Annotated in this window: 21 protein-coding genes; 13 read left to right on the top strand and 8 right to left on the bottom strand. The window is 64.2% G+C overall.

Annotated features, from left to right (window positions below; genetic code table 11):
* The first annotated feature begins 60 nt into the window (after positions 1–60).
* The 8 genes from IWX77_RS09085 (at position 61) to IWX77_RS09050 (ending at position 10,878) form a co-directional block, all read left to right on the top strand.
* Positions 61–1,149, top strand: a complete 1,089-nt coding sequence (locus IWX77_RS09085; RefSeq protein WP_196844191.1) for a substrate-binding domain-containing protein — start codon at positions 61–63, stop codon at positions 1,147–1,149.
* Between the two features lie 477 nt (positions 1,150–1,626).
* Complete coding sequence (nrdH, locus tag IWX77_RS09080) at positions 1,627–1,860, top strand: glutaredoxin-like protein NrdH (protein ID WP_196844269.1); 234 nt, start codon at positions 1,627–1,629, stop codon at positions 1,858–1,860.
* A 64-nt stretch (positions 1,861–1,924) separates the two neighbouring features.
* Positions 1,925–2,329 carry a class Ib ribonucleoside-diphosphate reductase assembly flavoprotein NrdI gene (gene nrdI / locus IWX77_RS09075; RefSeq protein ID WP_196844190.1) on the top strand — a complete coding sequence of 135 codons (405 nt, stop codon included), beginning with the start codon at positions 1,925–1,927 and terminating at the stop codon, positions 2,327–2,329.
* A 5-nt stretch (positions 2,330–2,334) separates the two neighbouring features.
* Entirely contained in the window at positions 2,335–4,464 is a 2,130-nt protein-coding gene (nrdE, locus tag IWX77_RS09070; protein WP_297414593.1) for a class 1b ribonucleoside-diphosphate reductase subunit alpha, read from the top strand.
* Positions 4,465–4,533: 69 nt separating this feature from the next.
* A complete protein-coding gene (gene nrdF, locus IWX77_RS09065) occupies positions 4,534–5,508 on the top strand; it encodes a class 1b ribonucleoside-diphosphate reductase subunit beta (RefSeq protein ID WP_196844189.1) in 975 nt (324 codons plus the stop codon).
* 229 nt (positions 5,509–5,737) lie between these two features.
* Positions 5,738–7,819, top strand: coding sequence for a choline BCCT transporter BetT (betT, locus tag IWX77_RS09060; protein WP_196844188.1), 2,082 nt, complete (start codon positions 5,738–5,740; stop codon positions 7,817–7,819).
* Entirely contained in the window at positions 7,816–9,297 is a 1,482-nt protein-coding gene (locus IWX77_RS09055; RefSeq protein WP_196844187.1) for an aldehyde dehydrogenase family protein, read from the top strand. The genes betT and IWX77_RS09055 overlap by 4 nt, the downstream gene beginning before the upstream one ends.
* 12 nt (positions 9,298–9,309) lie before the next feature.
* Complete coding sequence (locus tag IWX77_RS09050) at positions 9,310–10,878, top strand: GMC family oxidoreductase (RefSeq protein WP_196844186.1); 1,569 nt, start codon at positions 9,310–9,312, stop codon at positions 10,876–10,878.
* Between the two features lie 51 nt (positions 10,879–10,929).
* On the opposite strand, the gene IWX77_RS09045 is transcribed toward IWX77_RS09050, so the two are convergent.
* Entirely contained in the window at positions 10,930–11,703 is a 774-nt protein-coding gene (locus IWX77_RS09045) for an MBL fold metallo-hydrolase (protein ID WP_196844185.1), read from the bottom strand.
* 68 nt (positions 11,704–11,771) lie between these two features.
* Positions 11,772–12,827 (bottom strand): 2,3-butanediol dehydrogenase, encoded by a 1,056-nt coding sequence (locus IWX77_RS09040; protein ID WP_196844184.1) that lies wholly within the window; start codon positions 12,825–12,827, stop codon positions 11,772–11,774.
* Between the two features lie 171 nt (positions 12,828–12,998).
* Here IWX77_RS09040 and IWX77_RS09035 point away from each other — a divergent pair, with 171 nt between their 5' ends.
* The gene (locus tag IWX77_RS09035; protein ID WP_196844183.1) at positions 12,999–13,730 is read left to right on the top strand and encodes an NUDIX hydrolase; all 732 of its coding nucleotides are present in this window, start codon (positions 12,999–13,001) and stop codon (positions 13,728–13,730) included.
* Here IWX77_RS09035 and IWX77_RS09030 read toward each other — a convergent pair.
* The 4 genes from IWX77_RS09030 to IWX77_RS09015 all read right to left on the bottom strand — a co-directional run bounded on the left by IWX77_RS09030 (position 13,727) and on the right by IWX77_RS09015 (position 17,000).
* Positions 13,727–14,653, bottom strand: coding sequence for a hypothetical protein (locus IWX77_RS09030; RefSeq protein ID WP_196844182.1), 927 nt, complete (start codon positions 14,651–14,653; stop codon positions 13,727–13,729). The genes IWX77_RS09035 and IWX77_RS09030 overlap by 4 nt on opposite strands.
* A 148-nt stretch (positions 14,654–14,801) precedes the next feature.
* The gene (locus IWX77_RS09025) at positions 14,802–15,665 is read right to left on the bottom strand and encodes a universal stress protein (protein ID WP_196844181.1); all 864 of its coding nucleotides are present in this window, start codon (positions 15,663–15,665) and stop codon (positions 14,802–14,804) included.
* A gap of 110 nt (positions 15,666–15,775) precedes the next feature.
* On the bottom strand, positions 15,776–15,919 hold the full coding sequence (locus IWX77_RS09020; protein WP_196844180.1) for a flavodoxin family protein: 144 nt from the start codon (positions 15,917–15,919) through the stop codon (positions 15,776–15,778).
* Positions 15,920–15,944: 25 nt separating this feature from the next.
* On the bottom strand, positions 15,945–17,000 hold the full coding sequence (locus IWX77_RS09015) for a zinc-dependent alcohol dehydrogenase family protein (RefSeq protein WP_196844179.1): 1,056 nt from the start codon (positions 16,998–17,000) through the stop codon (positions 15,945–15,947).
* Between the two features lie 266 nt (positions 17,001–17,266).
* On the opposite strand from IWX77_RS09015, the gene IWX77_RS09010 reads away from it, so the two are divergent.
* On the top strand, positions 17,267–18,121 hold the full coding sequence (locus IWX77_RS09010; protein ID WP_196844178.1) for a universal stress protein: 855 nt from the start codon (positions 17,267–17,269) through the stop codon (positions 18,119–18,121).
* A gap of 64 nt (positions 18,122–18,185) precedes the next feature.
* Positions 18,186–19,934 (top strand): GAF domain-containing sensor histidine kinase, encoded by a 1,749-nt coding sequence (locus tag IWX77_RS09005; protein ID WP_196844177.1) that lies wholly within the window; start codon positions 18,186–18,188, stop codon positions 19,932–19,934.
* On the opposite strand, the gene IWX77_RS09000 is transcribed toward IWX77_RS09005, so the two are convergent.
* Together IWX77_RS09000 and IWX77_RS08995 are read right to left on the bottom strand one after the other, a co-directional pair.
* Complete coding sequence (locus tag IWX77_RS09000) at positions 19,834–20,520, bottom strand: response regulator (protein WP_196844176.1); 687 nt, start codon at positions 20,518–20,520, stop codon at positions 19,834–19,836. The two genes, IWX77_RS09005 and IWX77_RS09000, sit on opposite strands and share 101 nt — an antisense overlap.
* A 90-nt stretch (positions 20,521–20,610) precedes the next feature.
* Positions 20,611–20,943 (bottom strand): metal-sensitive transcriptional regulator, encoded by a 333-nt coding sequence (locus IWX77_RS08995; protein WP_196844175.1) that lies wholly within the window; start codon positions 20,941–20,943, stop codon positions 20,611–20,613.
* Between the two features lie 136 nt (positions 20,944–21,079).
* On the opposite strand from IWX77_RS08995, the gene IWX77_RS08990 reads away from it, so the two are divergent.
* Entirely contained in the window at positions 21,080–21,304 is a 225-nt protein-coding gene (locus tag IWX77_RS08990; RefSeq protein WP_196844174.1) for a heavy-metal-associated domain-containing protein, read from the top strand.
* Positions 21,304–23,547, top strand: a complete 2,244-nt coding sequence (locus tag IWX77_RS08985) for a heavy metal translocating P-type ATPase (protein ID WP_196844173.1) — start codon at positions 21,304–21,306, stop codon at positions 23,545–23,547. The genes IWX77_RS08990 and IWX77_RS08985 overlap by 1 nt, the downstream gene beginning before the upstream one ends.

The following is a 23,547-nucleotide window of genomic DNA, read 5'->3' as shown; positions in this document are numbered from 1 at the left end:
ATCGGTCTGACGATTTTCCTGCTCCACCTCTTTCAACCCAACGAACAGAAAGTGATTCACATGCGAAAAATTCTCACGGTCACAGCGGTCGCCGCGGTGGCGCTCATGGCGCTCTCCGGTTGCTCCAGCCGGGCGCCAGAGGCGGCCGGCGGCAGCGCCGCAGCTGGATTCCCGGCGGACTCCGTCATCGGCGTTGCCCTCCCTTCCAAGACGAGCGAGAACTGGGTACTTGCCGGTGGTCTGTTTGAAGACGGACTCAAGGCAGCCGGGTTCAAGGGTGACGTACAGTACGCCGGAGCCTCGACCACGGTGAAGGACCAGCAGGACCAGATCTCGGCCATGGTCACAAACGGTGCCAAGGTCATCGTCATCGGTGCACAGGACGGTGGCCAGCTCGGCACCCAGGTGAAGGACGCTCGTGACGCCGGTGCCATCGTCATTGCCTACGACCGCCTCATTCTCAACACCGATAACGTTGATTACTACGTGGCCTACGACAACTTCAAGGTGGGTGAACTGCAGGGCCAGGCGCTGCTTGACGGTCTCGCGGCCAAAAAGCCCGAGGGACCGTACAACATTGAACTGTTCTCCGGTAACTCCGCTGACGCCAATGCGCCGGTGTTCTTCAACGGCGCCATGAGCGTGCTGCAGCCGAAGATCGACGACGGAACCCTCGTCGTCGCCTCGGGTCAGACCGACATCAAGCAGACCGCAACCGCGGACTGGAAGCCGGAGAACGCGCAGAGCCGCATGGACTCGCTCCTCACCAGCACCTATGGAAGCCAGGAAATCGACGGCGTGCTGTCGCCGAACGACACCCTGGCCCGCGCGATCATCACCTCGGTGAAGGCCGCAGGCAAGCCCATCCCCGTCGTGACCGGTCAGGACTCCGAAGTGGAGTCGGTCAAATCGATCATGGCTGGCGAGCAGTACTCCACCATTAACAAGGACACCCGCGTTCTCGTGAAGCAGGCCATCGACATGGTCAAGACTTTGCAGACCGGCGGTACTCCCGAGACCAACGATGACACCTACAACAACGGCAACAAGATCGTTCCAGCGTTCCTGCTCCCGCCGGTCATCGTGACCAAGGACAATGCGGCCGAAGCGTACGCCAACGACCCGAAGCTGTCGCCGCTGACCAAGTAGCAAAGCAGCAGCCGCTGGCAGCCAGCACTGCTGGACGGGCCGGTCTCCACTTCAGTGGGGGCCGGCCCGTTTGTGCGTGTCTGGCGTTGTGGAAGGATGCTCAGTGACCGGCCACCACGCGACACGCCGACTGAGATTCCACAGACGAAATAATGTCGCGAACTATGCCTGTGGATAACCGGGTGCGGTTCCGCGGAATCTGGGCGGTTTTGCTGTGCCGGACTGTGTGCAACATGTGGAATGTCGGTGGATAACTACATAATTGTAATTACTGCATGTAGTGGCTATTGAGCTTAGGGATCACTAGATGTAGTATTAAGACTCTAGTCAGGCGCTACGGCCAGACGGCACACTTGCTCATTTTCTACCACGATCTGTGATGAATCCTCGTCTCTGATCGAAAAGTTATATCGAACATACTTGCGAAGCATGTCGAACAGATTTAGACTTGAACTGCCAAGAAGAGAGGCCATGACCATGGCAATCACCGTTTACACGAAGCCCTCCTGCGTGCAGTGCGCGGCCACCTACCGTGCCCTCGACAACAAGGGCATCGAGTATGAGGTGCTCGATCTCTCGATCGATGAAAACGCTCTGGAGGCCGTCAAGGCTTTGGGCTACCTGCAGGCGCCCGTCGTGATCACCGACGAAGAGCACTGGTCGGGCTTTCGTCCCGACAAGATCAATGCACTCGCCGCTCGCCTCGCGTAGGTGCAAAATCACCCAGCATGCCCAATCGCCCAGACGTTTTGCCCGATCAGAATCGCCACAGTAGATGACTGACATGGTGTATTTCTCGAGTGTCTCGGGCAACACGCGTCGGTTCGTTGAAAAGCTCGGCCGACCTGCCTCGCGTATACCTCTTTATACGCGCGAGGAACCGCTCGTCGCCAAGGAGCCGTTCGTGCTCTGTGTGCCTACCTATGGCGGCGGCAGTACGGGCGGGGCGGTACCCAAGCAGGTCATCAAATTTTTGAACAACGAGACCAACCGGTCCTTGATTCGCGGCGTCATCGGCGCCGGCAACATGAATTTCGGTACGGCCTATTGCTTGGCCGGCGACATCATCGCCGCCAAGTGCAAGGTGCCACACCTTTACCGCTTCGAAGTATTTGGAACACCGGATGATGTGCGCATCGTTCACGACGGATTGGAAGAATTTTGGAAACGACAGCCGTGAAGATCATGCCCATTGACGCACCGTCGGGCATGGATTACCACTCGCTCAACGCGATGCTCAACCTGTATGGCTCGAACGGGGAGATCCAGTTCGACAAGGACCGCGAGGCGGCGCGCGAGTTCTTTCTGCAGCACGTCAACCAGAACACGGTGTTCTTTCATTCGTTGCGCGAGCGCCTCGACTACCTGGTCGAGAAGGAGTACTACGAGCAGGCCGTGCTCGACCAGTACTCGTTCGAATTCATCACGAGCCTGAACGATCTGGCCTACTCCAAGAAGTTCCGTTTTCAGTCCTTCCTCGGTGCGTTCAAGTACTACACCTCGTACACGCTCAAAACCTTTGACGGCAAGCGATACCTGGAGCGTTTCGAAGACCGCGTCGTCATGACGGCGCTGGGTCTCGCATCCGGTGATGAGAAGCTCGCCGTTGCCCTGGTGGAAGAGATCATCGCCGGCCGCTTCCAGCCCGCGACGCCTACCTTCTTGAACTCCGGCAAGGCCCAGCGCGGCGAGCTCGTCTCGTGCTTCCTGCTGCGCATCGAAGACAACATGGAGTCGATCTCTCGCGGCATCAACTCCTCGCTGCAACTCTCCAAGCGCGGCGGCGGCGTGGCGCTGCTGCTCAGCAACATTCGTGAGGCCGGCGCGCCGATCAAGCAGATCGAGAACCAGTCCAGCGGCATCATTCCCGTTATGAAGCTGCTCGAGGACTCTTTCAGCTACGCCAACCAGCTCGGTGCCCGCCAGGGCGCCGGCGCTGTCTACCTGCACGCGCACCACCCCGACATCATGCGCTTTCTCGACACCAAGCGGGAGAACGCCGACGAGAAGATTCGAATCAAGACTCTCTCGCTTGGTGTTGTCATTCCCGATATCACCTTCGAGCTGGCCAAGAACGACGAGTGGATGTACCTCTTCTCGCCCTACGACGTGGAGCGCGTCTACGGCGTGCCGTTCGCCGACATCTCGGTGACCGAGAAGTACCACGAGATGGTCGACAACCCCCGCATCAAGAAGTCGAAGATGAAGGCGCGCGAGTTCTTTCAGACACTCGCCGAGATTCAGTTCGAGTCCGGCTACCCGTACATCATGTTCGAAGACACGGTGAACAAGACGAACCCGATCAAGGGCCGCATCAACATGTCGAACCTGTGCTCCGAGATTCTTCAGGTGAACACCCCGACGACCTACAACGAGGACCTCTCGTACAACGAGATCGGCAAGGACATCTCCTGCAACCTCGGGTCGATGAACATCGCCCTCGCCATGGATTCCGGCGACCTTGGCCGCACCGTCGACGCCGCCATTCGCGGCCTCAACGCGGTATCCGAGCAGAGCCACATCAGCTCTGTTCGTTCCATTGAAGACGGCAACGACCGCTCGCACGCCATCGGCCTTGGCCAGATGAACCTGCACGGCTACCTCGCCCGTGAGCGCGTCTACTACGGCAGTGATGAGAGCATCGACTTCACCAACATCTACTTCTACACGGTGCTGTTCCACGCTCTGCGCACCTCGAACGACCTCGCCATTGAACGTGGCCGCACCTTTGAAGGCTTCGAAGACTCCGCCTATGCCTCGGGCGCGTTCTTCGACAAGTACACCGACCAGGTCTGGGGGCCGACGACGGCTCGCGGTGCCGAGCTCTTCGTCCAGGCCGGGGTGTCGATTCCGACACAGGCCGACTGGGCCGAGCTGAAGGCATCCGTTATGCAGCACGGTATCTACAACCAGAACCTGCAAGCCGTGCCGCCGACTGGGTCAATCTCGTACATCAACAACTCGACCGCTTCGATTCACCCGATCGCGGCGAAGATCGAGATTCGCAAAGAAGGCAAGCTGGGCCGCGTGTACTACCCGGCGCCGTTCATGACGAACGACAATTTGGACTTCTACCAGGACGCCTACGAGATCGGCGCTGAGAAGGTCATCGACGTGTACGCCGCGGCTACGCAGCACGTTGACCAGGGGCTCTCGCTCACGCTGTTCTTCAAAGACACCGCGACGACCCGCGACATCAACCGTGCCCAGATCTACGCGTGGAAAAAGGGCATCAAGACCATTTACTACATCCGTTTGCGCCAGATGGCTCTCGAGGGCACCGAGGTGGAGGGGTGCGTCTCCTGCGCGCTGTAAGTTTGCTCGGTCTCGACCAGCGGTCTGGTTTGGACAGGCTTGACCAACGACCTACGAGAAGGACAAACAATGATTGACAAGCTCAAGCTGGTCTCGCACGTGGATGCGATCAACTGGAACAAGATCGAAGACGAAAAAGACGTCGAGGTCTGGAACCGGTTGACCAACAACTTCTGGCTGCCCGAGAAGATTCCGCTCAGCAACGACATCCAGTCGTGGAACCAGCTGACGCCGGTCGAGCAGCAGCTCACCCTGCGCGTGTTCACCGGGTTGACCCTGCTCGACACGATTCAGGGCACCGTCGGTGCTGTGTCGCTCATCCCTGATGCGATCACCCCGCACGAAGAGGCGGTATACACGAACATTGCGTTCATGGAGTCGGTGCACGCCAAGAGCTACTCGTCGATCTTCTCCACCCTGAGTAACACCAAGGACATCGACGAAGCGTTCCGCTGGTCGACGGAGAACGAGAACCTGCAGCGCAAGGCCTCGATCGTCATGGAGTACTACCAGGGCGATGACCCGCTCAAGCGCAAGGTTGCCTCGGTGCTGCTCGAGTCGTTCCTGTTCTACTCGGGCTTCTACCTGCCGATGTATTTCTCCAGCCGGGCGCGCCTGACCAACACGGCCGACCTCATCCGTTTGATCATTCGTGATGAAGCGGTGCACGGCTACTACATCGGCTACAAGTTTCAGAAGGGTCTGGAGAAGGAGACCCAGGAGCGGCGCGATGAGATCAAGGACTACGCCTTCAACCTCGTGTTCGAGCTGTACGAGAACGAGGTGCAGTACACGCAGGACCTCTACGACGAGGTCGGCCTCACCGAAGACGTGAAGATGTTCTTGCACTACAACGCGAACAAGGCGCTGATGAACCTCGGCTACGAGGCGATCTTCCCGAAGGACGTCTGCGACGTGAACCCGGCGATTCTCTCCGCGCTCTCACCGAACGGCGACGAGAACCACGACTTCTTCTCGGGCTCGGGTTCGTCATACGTGATCGGTAAGGCCGTCGTGACCGAAGACGACGACTGGGACTTCTAAGGCACCAGCACGCGAGAATCCTGGCTACGCCGACACGAGATTCTCGCTGGCCGACTGCGAAACGGTAGGCCGAGACGGGGGAGCTTCTCGACGGAGGCTCCTCCCAAGCCTGCCCATTTGTTGATCTGATAGGCTGAACGTTTCCTAACCCCTGTTGCCGTTGCCGGGGGAGGACGCGTCGCGCCAATCATTGAGGTTCCATATTTCTCAGCATGCCCCCAATTCCACTGTGGCTGATGAAGCCCCATCCCGGGTCAATAAGACCGTTTTTTTTGGCTCCGCAAGCGGCATTATCGCCATCGCCCTATGGGCCATCCTCGCCCCTGACAACGCCAGCGCTGTCATCGCTGCCGTCGTCGGATGGGTGTCTACCAACCTCGGCTGGTACTACTTTCTGATCGTCACCCTCGTGCTGGCCTTCGTCATCTACATCGCCCTGTCGCGGGTCGGCAAGACCCGGCTCGGCCCCGACCACTCGCGTCCGCAGTTCAGCCTATTTACCTGGACCGCCATGCTGTTCGCGGCCGGGATCGGCATTGACCTGATGTTCTTCTCAGTATCGGAGCCGGTTACCCAGTACCTCGCACCGCCGAGTGGCGACGGCAGTACCGTCGAAGCAGCTCGCCAGGCCATGGTGTGGACGCTGTTCCACTACGGCATCACCGGCTGGGCCCTCTACGCGTTGATGGGCCTGGCCCTCGGCTATTTCGCGTACCGGCAGAACCTGCCGCTGAGCATCCGCTCTGCGCTCTACCCCATCTTCGGCAAGCGCATCTACGGTCCAATCGGGGACTTCGTTGACATTGCTGCCATTCTTGGAACCATTTTTGGCATCGCCACGAGCCTCGGAATCGGAGTTGCCCAGCTCAACTACGGGCTCACCTTCATGTTTGGCACCCCGCAGTCCATGTTCGTGCAGGGATCGCTGATCGCTCTGTCAGTGGTAATGGCAACCGTCTCGGCCGTGACCGGTGTGGAAAAAGGCATCCGTCGCCTCTCCGAACTCAATGTGCTGCTCTCGGTCGCCCTCATGCTGTTCGTACTGGTGGCGGGCAACACCGCGTTCTTGCTCGACGCTATCGTGCAGAACGTCGGCGACACCCTCAGCCGCTTCCCCGGCATGACCCTCGACACCTTCGCCTATGACCGGCCGGACGCCTGGATGAACGCGTGGACGCTGTTCTTTTGGGCGTGGTGGATCGCCTGGGCACCGTTTGTTGGCCTGTTTTTAGCGCGGATCTCCCGCGGCCGCACCATCCGCCAGTTCGTTTCCGGCGTTCTCGTGGTGCCGTTCGCGTTTATCCTGCTCTGGATTGCCGTCTTCGGTAACAGCGCCCTGGCCATAGTTATCGGCGGTGACGCCGGCTTCGGCGAAATCGCGATGAACTCTCCCGAGAAGGCGTTCTACTCCCTCCTCGACCAATTTCCCATGGCTCCCCTGACCGCAGCCATCGCCACCTTCACTGGCCTGCTGTTCTATGTAACATCGGCAGATTCTGGCGCGCTCGTGATGGCCAACTTCACCTCGCACCTGAAGAACTCTGATTCTGACGGCCCAAAATGGTTGCGCATCTTCTGGGCGGTGGCCACGGGTGTACTGACTCTCGCGATGCTTCTTGTGGGAGGAATCCCGGTGCTGCAGAACGCCACCATCATCATGGGGCTCCCATTCTCGTTGGTACTCCTACTGATCATGCTGGGCCTATACAGGGCCCTGCGCGTGGAGCAATCCCTCACCGACAGCTACCGGGCCAGCCTCCCCGGGCTGCTCTCCGGGCGCAGCGGCGACCCTGCACGCGCTCGAAATTGGCGTCAGCGCCTCACCCGCGCAATGAGCTATCCGGGCCGACGCCAGACCGAGCGCTTCGTCTCGACCGTTGCGCTGCCAGCGCTGCAGGAGGTGCACGAAGAACTTCTCGCCCAGGGCTCCGACGTCACCCTGACCGAGGGCGTCGTCGAGGGGCTTCAGATTTCGCACCTCGACCTGCTCGTGACCATGGGTGACGAGCGCGGATTCAAGTACCAGATCTACCCGGTGCAGCTCGATATTCCCACCTATGCCGTGCGCAGCGCGTCGGAGCAGGGCAAGTACTACCGCATGGAAGTGTTCTCGCTTGAGGGAAGTCACGGGTATGACCTCATGGGGTACAGCAAGGAGCAGGTCATCACCGATGTTCTCGACCACTACGAGACGCACCTAGATTTTCTGCACCTCAACCGCACCGAGCCCGGTAACACCGCACTGCCCGACGACCAGGTGGCTAAGGACAATTGGGAAGTCGATTTTGACTCCGAAGACGTGAAGAAATGAGCACCATGACCTCGACCCTGTTCATTAACGGCGCGTGGCTGCCCGCCGCCGACGGTGGTACCCGCCTGATCAGCTGCCCGGCCGACGGCGAACCGGTCGGCACCGTGTCCGAGGCCACAACAGCGGATGCTCACGCGGCCATCAACGCCGCCCGCACGACGTTCGACAGTGGCGTGTGGTCTTCGGTTTCCGCCCCAGAGCGCGGCGACTTTTTGCTGCGGGTGGCCGCGGAACTGCGGGCGCGCAAGGCCGAGTTCGCCCGCGCCGAGACACTCGACACCGGCAAGCGCCTGGTCGAGAGCGAAATTGACATGGACGACATTGCCAATTGCTTCGCCTACTTTGGCAAACTCGCCGGGCAGGACGCCGGCCGCATCGTTGACGCCGGCGACGAGACGGTGGTCAGCCAGATCGTGGTGGAACCGGTCGGTGTCTGCGGGCTCATCGCTCCGTGGAATTACCCGCTTCTGCAGGCTGCCTGGAAGATCGCACCGGCACTCGCCGCTGGCAACAGCTTCATTCTCAAGCCCAGCGAGCTCACCCCGCACACCGCGATTCTCATGATGGTGCTCCTCGACGACCTCGGCCTGCCCGCGGGCGTCGCCAACCTCGTGCTCGGCGCCGGAGCGGTGGCCGGAGCGCCGCTCTCCAGCCACCCCGACGTGGACTTGGTCTCGTTCACCGGAGGCCTCGAAACCGGCAAGAAGATCGCGGCCGCCGCCGCTGGGACGGTCAAGAAGGTGGCACTCGAACTCGGCGGTAAGAACCCCAACGTGATCTTCGCCGATGCGGACTTCGATGCTGCAGTGGACAATGCTCTTAATGGGGCTTTTGTGCACTCGGGGCAGGTCTGTTCTGCCGGCGCACGACTGGTGGTGGAGGCATCCGTTGCAGAACGCTTTGTGAACGAACTCGTACGCCGCGCAAACCAGATTCGACTGGGCGGTCCCTTCGACCCCGAGGCGGAGACCGGGCCGCTGATCTCGGCCGCGCACCGCAACAAGGTGAGCGCCTACGTGCAGAAAGGCCTCGACGAGGGTGCCCGGCTGCGCTGCGGCGGCACCTGGGGCATCGGCGAGCTCGACAAGGGCTTCTACTACACGCCGACGATTCTCGACCGCGTGGAATGCGGCATGAGCGTCGTCATCGACGAAGCCTTCGGCCCCGTCGTCACCGTGGAAACCTTCGAGACCGAAGACGAAGCCGTGCTCATCGCGAACGACACCATCTACGGCCTCGCCGGCGCCGTCTGGACCCAGGACGCCGGTCGAGCGCAGCGCATGGCGAAGCGCCTGCGCCACGGCACCGTGTGGATTAACGACTTTCACCCTTATCTGCCGCAGGCGGAATGGGGCGGCTACGGACAGTCCGGTGTGGGCCGCGAGCTCGGCCCGAGCGGCCTGGCTGAATACCAAGAAACCAAGCACATTTACCAGAACACTGCCCCCGCAGTTACCGGCTGGTTCGCGGCGCGCTGAGGAGTGACACAGATGGCAGAACTAACCAAGACTGACTTTGACTACATCGTGATCGGCGGAGGTTCCGCCGGAGCCGCCGTCGCTGCCCGCCTGAGCGAGGACCCCGCCGTGCAGGTGGCGCTCGTCGAGGCCGGACCCGACGACCGCGGCATCGACGCTATTCTGCAGTTGGACCGCTGGATGGAACTGCTCGAGTCCGGCTACGACTGGGATTACCCGATCGAACCGCAGAAACACGGCAACTCATTCATGCGCCACGCCCGCGCCAAGGTGATGGGCGGATGCTCCAGCCACAACTCCTGCATCGCCTTCTGGGCCCCCGCCGAAGACCTCAACGACTGGGCGGCAAAGCACGGCGCGACCGGGTGGGAGGCCGCGAACACCTTCCCACTGTTTCAGAAGCTCGAATCCAACACCGACCCGGCGCCCCACCACGGCCACAACGGCCCGGTGCACCTGATGGATGTACCCCCGAACGACCCGTGCGGCGTAGCACTGCTCGATGCCTGTGAGCAGACCGGCATCCCCCGGGCCACGTTCAACTCCGGCACGACCGTCGTCAACGGCGCGAACTTCTTTCAGATCAACCGGCAGGCAGACGGCACCCGGGCGTCCTCCTCGGTGTCATACATCCACCCCATCATGGAGAGAGTGAACTTCACCCTGCTCACCGGGATGCGCGCCCGCCAGCTAACCTTCGACGCCGCCAAGCGCTGCACGGGCGCTCTGGTCGTGGATGCGGCCGGACGCACGCACTCGCTCACGGCCCGGGCCGAGGTCATCCTCTCGGCCGGCGCCATCGATTCCCCGAAGCTGCTCATGCTCTCGGGCGTCGGGCCAGCCGCACAGCTGCGCGAGCACGGCATCGAGGTGCTCGCCGATTCCCCCGGCGTGGGCGAGAACTTTCAGGACCACCCGGAGGGCGTTATTCAGTGGGAGGCCAAGCAGCCGATGCCCACTGAGTCAACCCAGTGGTGGGAACTGGGCATCTTCACGACCACCGAAGACGGTCTTGACCGCCCCGACCTCATGTTCCATTACGGTTCTGTACCCTTCGACATGCACACGGCCCGGCAGGGGTACCCCACGACAGAGAACGGCTTCTGTCTCACGCCCAACGTCACCCACGCCCGTTCCCGCGGAACGGTCAAGTTGCGCAGCCGCGACTACCGCGACAAGCCTCTCGTCGACCCGCGCTACTTCACCGAGCCGCACGACATGCGCGTGATGGTCGCCGGCATCCGCAAGGCTCGCGAGATCGTGGCGCAGCCAGCCATGGCGGCCTGGGCTGGCGTTGAGCTGTACCCGGGTCAGGCCGTGCAAACGGATGCCGAGATCACGGACTATATCGAGAAGACGCACAACACCGTGTACCACCCCGCCGGAACCGTGCGCATGGGCCCGGTCGACGACAGCGGCTCGCCGCTCGACCCCGAACTTCGCGTTAAGGGTGTGACCGGCCTCCGAGTGGCCGATGCTTCCGTCATGCCTGAACTCGTGACCGTCAACCCCAACATCACCACGATGATGATCGGCGAACGCTGCGCCCAGCTCATCAAGGCTGCTCGCTCCGCGCGCTAACGCTGGCTGACGTGCCGGCCTGGCCCCCGCGGAGACGTCGTTGGGGCCGGGCTAGTGCGCGGTACGGAGGTAGGCCAGCTGCGCGCGAACGGAGGCCTCGGCCGCGAACCGCACCGCGGCATCCGTGCGGGCATAGACCACATCGGTGACCTGCCCAACACTTGCGTCGACACCCAGGGTGGCCAAGGCGGCGCGCACCTGGTCGAGACGTTCGTGCCGGTGCGCGAGGTACGCGGTGCAGATGGCCGCAAGGTCGGGCAAGACCGGGCCGTGCGCGGGAAGCACGGTGGCCGGCCCGAGCGCGCGCAGGGCTTCGAGCGAGGCCAGATAGTCGGCGAGGGTGCCGTCGATGATTGAGGTGCCACGACCGAGAATGGTGTCGCCGGTGAGCACCGAGCCGGTCGGGCCGTCTGCCGGCAGATGCACGCAGATCGAGTCATCGGTGTGCCCGGGCGTTGCCATAATGCGGATGCCGGTGCCAGCGGCGCGAACCAGTTCCCCGTCTACGAGTGGGTCGCCTCCGACGCAAAATTGCGCATCGAAGGCCCGTACCGGCGCTCCCGTGAGTGCCCCGAATCGAACGCTCGCCGCCGTGTGGTCGGCGTGCCAGTGGGTCACGAGCACGAGTTCGACCCGCCCGCTCGCGGCGAGTGTGGCGAGGTGCCCCGCGTCAAGGGGGCCCGGGTCAACCACGACGATCGAGCGTGCACCGCGCGCCCCGATGAGATAGCTGTTGGTACCGTCGAGCGTCATCGGCCCGGCGTTCGGTGCGAGCAGGCTGCGGGTGAGCGTGCTCGTGCGCTGCGGGGCAATGTCATCGGGCATAGTTCGCAGCTTAGCGAGTACCGCCACGGGCGGCACCCCGATGCCGGGGTGCCGCTGCTGTGCGCTGGTCAGGGGTGCACGATGATCTTGACCGCGGTCTCGTTGTGGTTGATGAGGGTATCGAAACCCTGGGTGATCAGGTCGTCGAGCGCAATGCGCCCGGTGATGAAGGGCGCCAGGTCGACCCGGCCGTCCTGCACGAGCTTGATGCTCGCCGGGTGATCGCGAACGTACGCGATCGTTCCGCGCAGGTCGATCTCCTTGAGCACGAGCTTCTGCATGTCGATGCTGGCCGGCTTGCCCCAGATCGACACGTTCACGATGACCCCGGCGGGCCGTACCGCGTCGAACAGCTGGCCCAGCACAACGTTGACGCTCGTGCACTCAAAGCACACGTCGGCGCCGCGGCCGTCGGTGAGTTCTTGAACCCGGGCAACGACGTCGTCCTTGCTGGGATCGAGAACGTGATCGGCGACGCCGGTGAGGCGCGCTTTCTCCTTGCGTGCCTCGCTGAGCTCGGACATGATGACCGTGAGCCCCTCGGCCTTCAGAACGGCAGCGACGAGCAGGCCGATCGGGCCGGCCCCGCCGATGAGGGCGACATCGCCGGCTTGTGCACCGCTGCGTACGAAAGCGTGGTGGGCAACGGAGAGCGGTTCGATGAGCGCGGCCTGGTCGAGCGGGATATCGCCGATCGCGTGCACCCAGCGACGGTCGACGACGACCTTCTCGCTGAGTCCGCCGCCTCCGCCGGCCAGGCCGATGAAGCCCATCTTCGTGCACAGGTGATAGTTGCCGGCCAAGCACGGCGCGCACTCGTTGCAGACGAAATAGGGTTCGACGACGACGTTGTCGCCGACCGCAAGATCAGTCACACCCTCGCCGAGCGCGGTGATCGTGCCGGAGAACTCGTGCCCAAGGGTGACCGGTTCCTCCTCGTGCGAGAGCGGGTGAGGGTGTCCCTCAGCCGGAATGAAGATCGGCCCGTCGAGGTACTCGTGCAGATCCGTGCCGCAGATGCCGCACCATGCCACGTCTATGGCGACGGCTCCTGGTCGAAGCTGGGGTTCGGGAATATCCTCAATGCGAATGTCTGCGGGACCGTGAAAACGTGCTGCCTTCATAGGTGTCACTACTCCTTAGCGCCGAAGACGCGGTGCAGCGACGGTGCCCTCCTGGCAAGGTGCGGTGCGTTCCGGCGTGCCTTAAGACTACCGGCCTTCCTTGAAGGACTCCGGGGTGAAGAGCCGCGCATTAAGGTGGAGTCAACGACCCGATAGCGTAAGGACAACGCAATGATGGCAGTGAGGAAGAGCGACCCGGCGCCGATCGACGACGCCCCGATCGGCGTTGCGGCGACGGTCGTCTTGCTGCGTGAGGGCGCGGCGGGCCCCGAAGTGCTGCTGCTTGAACGGCCACGCCACCGCGGTTCCTTCGCTGGTGCCTGGGTGTTTCCCGGCGGCGGGGTGGACCCAAGCGACCGACTGCCCACGGATGCCGCAGCGCCGGCCGAGGCCATCGAAGAGCTCGCCGCCCGTCGGGCCGCCGTGCGCGAGGTGCGCGAGGAGACCGGGCTCGACGTTTCGCCCGATGCGCTCGTGGCGACCGCGCTGTGGATTCCGCCACGCAGCGCCCCCAAGCGGTTGCGCACCTGGTTCTACCTGGCGCCGGCCCCGAACGACCCGATCGTGCTCGCCCAGGATGAGGTCATCGACTATTCCTGGCTTCGGCCGGAGACGGCGCTGGCGCGGCACGCATCCACTGACCTGACGCTGATCGCGCCAACCTGGGTGACCCTTTACGGCTTGCAGGGATTCGGGGCGGTGGCCGAGATTGTGGCGAGTGCACAACAGAGCGGGCTGGCGCACTACGAAACCCGGCTCGGTGCCAGCTCGAGTGGACCGGTGTTGTTCTGGGCGGGGGACGTCGCCTATGCCGATGATCTGCTTGCCGAGCAGGAGGGCGGACGGCACCGCCTCGAGATCGGCCAGGTGCCGTGGGTGTACAGCGCGAGCGAACGGCGCTAACTGGCAGCGGTCACGTTCGGGAGCAGTGATGCGGGCGCGCATGCCTGTCCATCGACGAAGTTGAGGCAGTCGTCGAACATGACGGAGTACCCTTCGAGGGTCGAGTTACCGAACCAATCGTTGTAGAACAGCCAAAAGTTGAGGTTGCCGTAGGTGGAGCAGGCGTCACCCCAGGCACCGGCCTTATCGACGGCAACTGGGTTGGGCTGGTACGGCGTGTAGTTATACAGGTTGGCGGTGGCCTGGTTCTCAATGTGCACCCTCGACGCCCCGCACTCGGCATTCGGGTTGAAACCCACGTCGACGGCGCCGATTTGAAAGGCTCGATCGGGGTGCTGCGTGTACTGCCGAAACTGCCAGGCCGCGTTGTAGACCTGGTTGAAGAAGCCGAAGTATTGGGCGTCGCAGTCGGCGGTGTCCGGGCAGCCGTAGCCGGTGGCGCGCAGATAACCGGATGCCGTGGGCCGGGTTAGGAGCGACTGTTCCTTCTGCAGCAGCACCAGCAGCACCTCGGGGTTAATGGTGCACGCCTGCGCGATCTTGGCGATGATGCGGGCGGCCGGCTCGTTCTCGGCACCGATATAGGGCAGGCAGTGGCCGTCGCCCTTGGCCGGTTGGCTGGTGGTCGTTTCACGGTATTCCCAGAGGCACGGCACGCCGTCGGTCGGCGCGCAGGAACGGTGTTCGAGAAAGTCGGCAATCTCGCTCTCGGTGAGGGCATCGGGGTTGAAAAAGTTGTAGTCGCTGATGATGAGGCCGGGGTCGAACGCGGCGGGCGGTTCCGAGCCTGCAGCAACAGCTGGCAGTGGTGCTGCAGCGACCGGATGCGCGGGCAGCACGATAAGCGTCGCCGCGAGCGCGACGAGGCCCACCCCGGTCGCCAGAATGCGCCGGTGACGACGGGACTGCGCGAAGACTCTCATACCAAAACCCTAACCGGGGCCGGTCGGCTCGTGTCACGCCGGTGGGTAGGCATTCTCGCGTCGCGCGGGACGTGCGCCAGTGCGCGGGAGGCGAAACTCCGGCGCACTGGCGCACCTCCCGCGTTTCGCGTGGCGCGGGTGATAGAGCTCAGGCGGGGGGAGCGGGGATGACCACCGTGGGCGACTGAATGTTCAGCACTATTGAGTGACTCACCGAACCGAGCAGCAGTTTCGAGACGCCCTTGAGCCCATGATCACCGACGACGAGCAACGCGGCCCCACGTGCGGCGTTCAGCAGCGCTGATTGTGGGGCGCCGCGCACGAGCGAGGCGCGAATACCGAGCGCGGGAAAGCGCCGCGACACGGCGAGCAGCGACTCGTCCAGGATGCGTCGATGCGAGTTTTCGAGCGTCTGCAGAAAACGGGCGTCGGGTTCGGTCGTGTCGCGCCACACCAGCGGTTCCTGCCAGGCGTGGATCGCGTGGAGCTCCTGACCGGTACGATCGGCCTCCGCCGCGGCGAAGTCCACAGCGGCATTCGACGCCGCCGAACCGTCGACGCCGACCACGATGCCCGAATGATGTTCGTTGTCACTCTCCGGAATGATCGCGATCGGTCCGTCGGCCGAACCGGCCAGTCGGGCACCCATCGACCACTCGTAGCGCAGAGTCGATCCGCGGCGGCGGTGCGTTCCGACCACGACGAGGATGTCCGTTCCGCTCAAGGCGCGCAGCTCGGTGATCGGGTCGCCGGAACGCAGATCGGCGTGCACCGTTCGCGCCGGATACTGCGCGCTCACCCGGTCGGCGTCGTCCTTGAGCAACTCGTGGGCGCGCACCGTGGCGGATTCGTCCGTGAAGTAGTCGGCCGACGAGACCGTGCGCTCGAGCACGCGCACCAGGGTGAGGTCGCCGCTGACGGACCGGGCGAGGGACCAGTCCAAGGCGGCCCTGGCGGGTTCCGATCCGTCCCAGGCGACCACCGTCTGGCTCTGTGCGAGTGTGTGGGTCATGAGGTCAATTCCTTCTCCGGTGCAGTATCACGGGCGGGAATGTCACGACCTGCACCAACGCTTGTTCTTCAGGCTAGCCATGCGCGGCCCCCCCCGAGTAGGGACTTAGGTCACGACCCCGTCTGAATCGATCCGGTGTTGTTCGACGGATGCCGCGGCTCGGGTGTCGACCGCTCCACCAGCATGGCGCCCCACGCCTCGGCGACGAGACGGGTATTGCCGTACATCGATTCGAAAACGATCAGGGCGCGCATGAAACCTCCAGGAGGGTGAAGCGAACTAGCGGGAAATGACGACCTTGAGCGCCTTGGTTTCAGCAGCGCGACCAAAGGTGTCGTATGCCTCGAGGAACTGGTCGAAGCTGAAGTGGTGCGTGGCCAGCTTCTCCGCCGGCAGTTTTTTACTCGCGACGAGCTTGAGCAGCATTTTGGTGGTGTTGGCGTTGACCAGGCCCATGCTGATGTTGATGTTCTGAATCCACAGGTTCTCAAGGTGCAGGTCGACCGGCTTGCCGTGCACACCGACGTTGGCGACATTGCCGCCCGGGCGCACGATCTCGGTGGCCATGGTGAAGGTCTGCGGAATGCCGACGGCCTCGATGGCGACGTCGACGCCCGCTCCGTCGGTCAGGGCGAAGACCTGTTCCTTCCAGTCGGCGGCGGCGGAGACGACCGTGTCGGTGGCGCCGAAGTCGCGTGCCCGCTCGAGGCGGTTCTCATCGAGGTCGATGGCGATGATGGTCGCGGCACCGTAGAGGCCGGCGGTGGCGATGGCGGCGAGGCCGACCGGGCCGGCGCCGATCACAGCGACGACATCGCCGGGCTTGACCCGACCGTACTGCACGCCGATCTCAAAACCGGTCGGCAGAATGTCGCTGAGCATGACGCCCTGGTCATCGCTGACGCCCTCCGGCAGCTTGTGCAGGGAATTGTCGGCGTAGGGCACGCGCACGAAATCGGCCTGGGTGCCGTCGATGAGGTGGCCGAACACCCAGCCGATGCCGGAGGCGCCCTCGTCGCCGAGACAGTGTGAATAGAGCCCGTTGCTGCAATTGCCGCAGTGACCGCAGCTCTTGATGCAGGAGATGATGACCCGGTCGCCGACCTTCAGGTTACTCACCGACGAGCCGACCTCGGTGATCGTGCCGACGCCCTCATGGCCGAGGATGCGACCGACCGTAACGGCGGGAACGTCGCCCTTGAGTATGTGCAGGTCGGTGCCGCAGATCGTCGTGGTGTCCACGCGTACGATCGCATCGGTCGAACTCTGCAGTTTCGGGTCGGGAACGTCAGTCCAGCTCTTCAGGCCGGGGCCGCCATACACAAGTGCCTTCACGGGTATCTCCTTGATTCGCGAATGTGGGCGGGCAAACGACCCGTCAGAGTCACGGTACGACCGAAGAGTCGGTGCGACAAGGGCCAAAAGTCCCCTCGCGCCGGCGGCGACCATTCGCGGCGCATATCGGCCCAATCGGGACTTCCGGCCCTATTCGTCGGCACCGTCGGCTGACAGGATGGGTTCACGGCGACGGGGCATCAGCTCCTCGCTCGTAGCGGGGGACTCCTCTTGCTGCGACCCGCGATCCAGAACGAGGTAGAGCAATGAACCGGATGATTGTGGTTGGCATCGATGATTCGGCTGCCGGCGAGACCGCCCTTTCGTGGGCCATGCGCCGGGCCGAGAGCGTCAAGAGCCCGGTAACCCTCATGCACACCGTGTACGAGACCTGGCTGGCCGACGGATACGGCTACTACGACTCCATTCTCGACGCCGAGAAGAAGCTGCTCGCCGAGGCTGGAGCCCGGGCCGCGGCCCTGGCCCCCCTCGTTGCCACCCAGACAGAGCTGCGCACCGGCAGTGCGCCGCGCGTGCTCAGCGAACTGTCGAAGGACGCCGACCTCATCGTCGTTGGCACCGATCAGAAGGGCCGGGTCGAAGGCGAACTTTTCGGCAGCGTGAGCCTGCAGATCGCGGCGCTGTCGACCTGCCCCGTCGCCGTCATCCCGTCATTGCCGGAAAGCGTGCGCTCCGGCGTCTACGTGGGCGTCGACGGTTCGGCCGACTCGGTCACCGCGGTGGCGTTCGCCGCCGCCGAGGCCGACCGCACCGGCCAGGACCTGTATGCCCTCTACGCGGTGCATCTGCCGAGTCGCCGTGTGCTGCGCAGCATTCCGGCCGACGCCGTGACCGAGCGCATGGAAGAGGAACGCGTCGTGCTCGCCGAGTCCGTGGCTGGCCTCACCGCGCACTACCCCGACCTCGTGGTGCACCAGATTCTCGAAACCGACGAATCGCCGGCCCGGGCCCTCGTCTCCGCCGCTCAGCATGCCCAGTTGCTCGTGGTTGGCAGCCGGGGCCGTGGCTCGCTGCAGCGCCTGCTGATGGGTTCGGTCAGCCACGAGGTCCTGCTGCACATCACGTGCCCGACAATTGTCACCAGAACGACCCGTAAGTAGGTCCAACTCCACGAAGTCATGCCAAGGTTAGATCACCAGATGGCTTGCTGGGGGAGGGACGACGATGACGGATCAGACCGCCACCGAACTTGCCCTCACCCAAGACCGTATGCGGGGTCTGCTCGACGCCGTCGTGTCGGTGGCCGAAGACCTGAGCCTGGAAGCGGTGCTCGAACATGTCGTCACCGCGGCCTGCCAGCTCGTGCAGGCCAGATTCGGCGCCCTCGGCGTGATCGGCCCCGACCAGGCGCTCAGCCATTTCGTCACCGTCGGGCTCGACGAAGAGACAATCCATCAGGTTGGTGCACTGCCGGTCGGGCACGGCGTGCTCGGCCTGCTCATTCGGGAACCGCACCCCATTCGGCTGCACGACCTGCACGATCACCCCGACTCGTTCGGCTTTCCCGCCCATCACCCGCCGATGAGGTCATTTCTCGGCGTTCCGGTGCGAGTGCGCGACACGGTGTTCGGCAACCTCTATCTCACCGAGAAAGAGGGTGGCGGCGACTTCACCGACGAAGACCAGGAACTAGCCGTCGCGCTCGCCGCAGCCGCCGGCGTCACGATCGAAAACGCCCGCCTCTACGACGATGCCCGCGCCCGCGGACGCTGGCTGGAGGCGGTCGCTGAAATGGGCCGTGACCTGCTGCGACCCGTCGACGGCGACGAAGACAACGGCCTCGACTTCGTCGCCCAGCGAGTGCTCGTTGCGTCCGGGGCTGAACTGGCCGTGATCGGATTTCCCACCCACGACAGCCTGTACTGCGCGGCAGCGGTCGGCGCCACGGCGGCCGGCCTGGTTGGTACGACCGTGCGCCTGCAGGCCGGCGTGCTGAGCGAGTTGCAGAAAACCGGCCGGTCAGCCACGCTCGCCAGACCGCCACTTCAGGCAGCGGATGCCGCGCCCGACTCCGCCGCCCAGTGGTCGCAGCTGGGCTCCACGCTCATTGCCGCCCTCGGGCCGGCTGGCGACGGGCAGGGAGTGATTATGCTGTCGCGGGCACTGGCATCCACTGGTTACAGCCTCACAGATGTGGAGATGAGCGCGGTCTTCGGCACCCAGGTGTCACTCGCCCTTGAACTCGCCTCGGTGCATCGAATGCGCGAAGAGCAGGCCGTGCTCGGCGACCGCGACCGCATCGCCCGTGACCTGCACGACCTGGTCATTCAACGGCTGTTCGCCGCGGGGCTGAGCATGCAGAGCCTTCGGCGGTTCACCAACGATCCCATCGCTCTCGACCGCATCAACGCCGTCACCACCGAGCTTGATGACACCATTCGGGAACTACGCGACACGATCTATTCCCTGCGCGGAGTGGCCCAGGACACCGGCACGCTGAGCAGCCGAATTCTGGCCGTGATCAAAGAGGGGGCGCAGGGCCTGCCGTTCGCGCCGCGCATTCGCTTGTCGGGACCGATCGATGCGCCGCTTTCCGACGATCTCGGCAGCAGCGTGCTCGCGGTCATCTCGGAGGGGCTGAGCAATGCCGCGCGCCATGCCCGGGCGAGCGCGATCGACATCTCGGTCGACGCCCAGGCCGATCGCATCAAGCTCGTCATCGCCGACAACGGCTGCGGCTTCAGTAAGCCCACCAGGCGCAGCGGATTGGATAACCTCAAGGAGCGCGCGGCGTTGCTCGGCGGTAAGTTCTCGGTTCGTAGCGTCCCGGGCGAGGGAACCCGGCTGCGCTGGTCGGCGCCGGTGCCGGAGACTACCGTGGGCGTTCGTCTCCGCGTTTCGCGACGTACACGGCAGCCTGGGTTCGGCGCTGAAAATCCAGCTTCGCCAACATCGACGACACGTAATTCTTGACCGTTTTCTCGGCCAGAAACATGGTCTGACCGATTTCACGGTTGGTCAGGCCCTCGCCGATGAGGTCGAGCACCTTGCGCTCCTGCTCGGTGAGTGACGCGAGGCGGGCGTCTTGCGGGTCGGCCAGTCCGGCGATGATGCCCGCCTTCACGACCGGATCGAACAGGGATTCGCCGGCGGCGGCGCGACGGATCTTGCCGAGCAGATCGGTGCTGCGAATCTCTTTCAGCACGTAGCCGGCCGCGCCGGCGAGCACCGCGCCGCGCAACGCCTGCTCGTCGTCGTAGCTCGTGAGAATGAGGCACTGCAGCGAAGGATCGATCGAGCGCACGTCACGACACACTTCGATGCCGGTTCCGTCGGGCAGGCGGGCGTCAAGAATGGCCACATCGGGTCGCAGCTGCAGGATCATGACGATGGCCTCAGCCGCCAGACCGGTGTCGGCGACGACGTCGAAGCCCTCGCCCTCCAGCAATTCGCGCAGGCCGCGGCGCACCAGTTCGTGGTCGTCGAGAATGAAGACGCGAATGGGAGGAGCAGGCAGAGCCTCAGCCGTCGTCGGGGGTGCGCTGTGCGGCAGGTTCATGGTGGTCCTTCCCGATTGGGCACGGGGGTCTGGGTACTAACAGTGTTGCGTGCTGTTAGACCGGGGGACTAGGGCCAAAGGTCCGGTCCTTCAGGAACGCACCAACCGGGTGATGGCCGCGGATGCCTCCTGCAGCTTGGCCTCGGCTTCGGCGCCACCGGCCATGGCCGCGTGCAACACGCAGTGATTGAGGTGATCGTCGAGCAGGCCGAGAGCGACCGATTCGAGCGCGCTCGTCATCGCCGAGATCTGGGTCAAAATGTCGATGCAGTACTTGTCGTCGGTCACCATGCCCTGCAGACCGCGGGCCTGGCCCTCGATGCGGCGCAGTCGTTTGAGGTAAGCGTCCTTGTTTGAGATGTAACCGTTTGAGATGTAACCGTGCGGGCCGTCGTGGGTCTCGGCCGGGTCTGACTCGTGCATAACAATGTCCTCTGCGTCGCTCGCGAACCCCGTGTCCCACTGTACCCCCTCGGGGTATAGTTTGGGGGATAGTACCCCCAAGGGGTATGCTCGGATGGACACCTCTTCGGGGGGTAGAAAGCAATGAGGTATGACAATGAGTACCACGACCGCCTACGGCGTTGCCGGAATGACCTGCGGCCACTGCGTCGCGAGCGTGACCGAAGAGATCGGGCTCATCGCGGGCGCCGAAAACGTGACCGTGGAGCTCGTCACGGGCGGCACGTCGCAGGTGACCGTCACGAGCACGGGCGCACTGGACCGCGCCCTGGTCGCCGCGGCCGTCGAGGAGGCGGGCTACCGGCTGGTAGCTGCAGCCTGATGACCGCCGGCCAACAGGTTGACCTGCTCGTTGGGGGCATGACCTGCACCTCGTGCGCCGCGCGCATCGAGAAGAAGCTCAACCGGATGCCCGGGGTCGCCGCCACGGTCAACTACGCCACCGAAAAGGCGAGCGTTTTTGTGCCGGCCGGCACGAGCATCGACGACGCCATCAAGACCATCGAAGCCACCGGCTACACGGCCGTGCGGCCGTTGCCAGTGCCGCTGGGCGACTCGGCCGTACCCGATGCCGCCGACGTGGAGGTGTCGGTGCTGCGCCAGCGACTACTCGTCTCGGCCGCGCTGGCCCTGCCGGTCGCCGCCCTGTCGATGATTCCCGTGCTGCAGTTCACGAACTGGCAGTGGTTGGCCCTGACGCTCGCAGCCCCGGTCGCGGTGTGGGGCGCCTGGCCGTTCCACCGCGCCGCGTGGGTGAACGCCCGCCACGGGGCGGCGACCATGGACACACTGGTCAGCGTCGGCGTGCTCGCTGCCCTCGGCTGGTCGCTCTACGCCCTGTTCTTCGGCATGGCCGGTATGCCCGGCATGACCATGAGTTTCACCTTCTCCGCCACCCCGGGTAGTGGCGCCGACGAGATTTATCTCGAGGTGGCATCCGCCGTCACCGTGTTTATTCTGGCCGGTCGCTACGCGGAGGCGCGAGCGAAGCGCAACTCCGGTGCGGCCCTCCAGGCCCTGCTCGAGCTCGGCGCGAAAGAGACCACCCTGCTGCGGGATGGCGTGGAGAGTCGCATCAGCACCGCCCTGCTCGTGGTTGGTGACCAGTTTGTGGTGCGGCCAGGGGAGAAGATCGCGACGGACGGGGTGATCGTTGACGGGGCATCCGCTATCGATGCGAGCCTGCTCACCGGCGAATCGGTGCCGATCGAGGTGGGGCCCGGCGACAGTGTTGTGGGCGCCACGCTGAACTCCGGTGGGCGACTCGTGGTGCGAGCGACCCAGATCGGTGCCGACACCGAACTGGCCCATATCGGCCGCCTGGTGGAACAGGCGCAGACCGGAAAGGCCGAGGTGCAGCGCCTCGCCGACCGGGTCTCCGGCGTGTTCGTGCCGATCGTGATCGGGCTGGCCCTCGCCGCGCTGGCTGGCTGGCTGTTGGTTGGTGCCGGCGCGGCGATGGCGTTCACCGCGGCCGTTGCCACGCTGATCATTGCCTGCCCGTGCGCGCTCGGGCTGGCGACGCCGACCGCGCTGCTCGTGGGAACGGGGCGCGGCGCGCAGCTGGGCATTCTGATCAAGGGGCCGCAGGTTCTGGAATCCACGCGCCGCGTCGACACGATTGTTCTCGACAAGACCGGTACTGTCACCACCGGGCGCATGACGCTGTCGACCGTTGAAGCGTGCCAGTGCGGTGACGTAGACGAGCTGCTGCTACTGGCGGGGGCTGCGGAAAGTGGATCGGAGCATCCGATTGCCCGCGCCATCACCCTGGGCGCTCGCACGCGGCTCGGCCCGCTGCCCGATTCGTCGGCCTTTGCGTCGGAGCAGGGACTGGGGGTGCAGGCCACGGTCAATGGACGCGAGATTCTGGTCGGGCGACCGGCCTGGCTCACCGAGCGGTGGCAATTGGTGGTGCCGAGCGCAATGCAGGCCGTGAAGGCAACCGCCGAGGGACTCGGCAAGACGGCCGTCATGGTGGCCTGGGAGGGCAAGGTGCGCGGTGTGCTCACCGTCGCCGACACCATCAAACCCACGAGCAAGGCCGCGATCGCGCGCTTTCGTTCCCTCGGGCTGACGCCGCTGCTGGTCACCGGTGACAACGAGATCGTGGCGCGCAGCGTCGCGGCCGAGTGCGGCATCACCGATGTGACCGCCGGGGTGCTGCCCGCCGACAAAGCGCGGGTGATCCGCTCATTGCAGGCGCAGGGTCACGTGGTCGCAATGGTTGGAGACGGCGTGAACGATGCCGTGGCGCTCGCCACTGCGGACCTCGGCATTGCAATGGGGACGGGCACCGACGTCGCCATTGAGGCGAGCGACCTCACCCTCATGCGCAGCGATTTGCTCGCGGCAGCGGATGCCATCCGGCTGTCTCGGCGCACCCTCACCACAATCAAGGCGAACCTGTTCTGGGCCTTCGCCTACAACGTCGCGGCGATTCCGCTGGCGATGTTCGGGCTGCTGAATCCGCTCATCGCCGGTGCCGCGATGGCACTGTCGTCGGTCTTCGTGGTGACCAACAGTCTGCGCCTGCGCGGGTTTCGCGCGCTGCACGACGCCTGA

Origin of the sequence: Cryobacterium sp. CAN_C2, from assembly GCF_015751745.1 — a bacterium.
GTDB lineage: Bacteria > Actinomycetota > Actinomycetes > Actinomycetales > Microbacteriaceae > Cryobacterium.
This window is presented reverse-complemented; position numbering and strand designations above follow the sequence as displayed.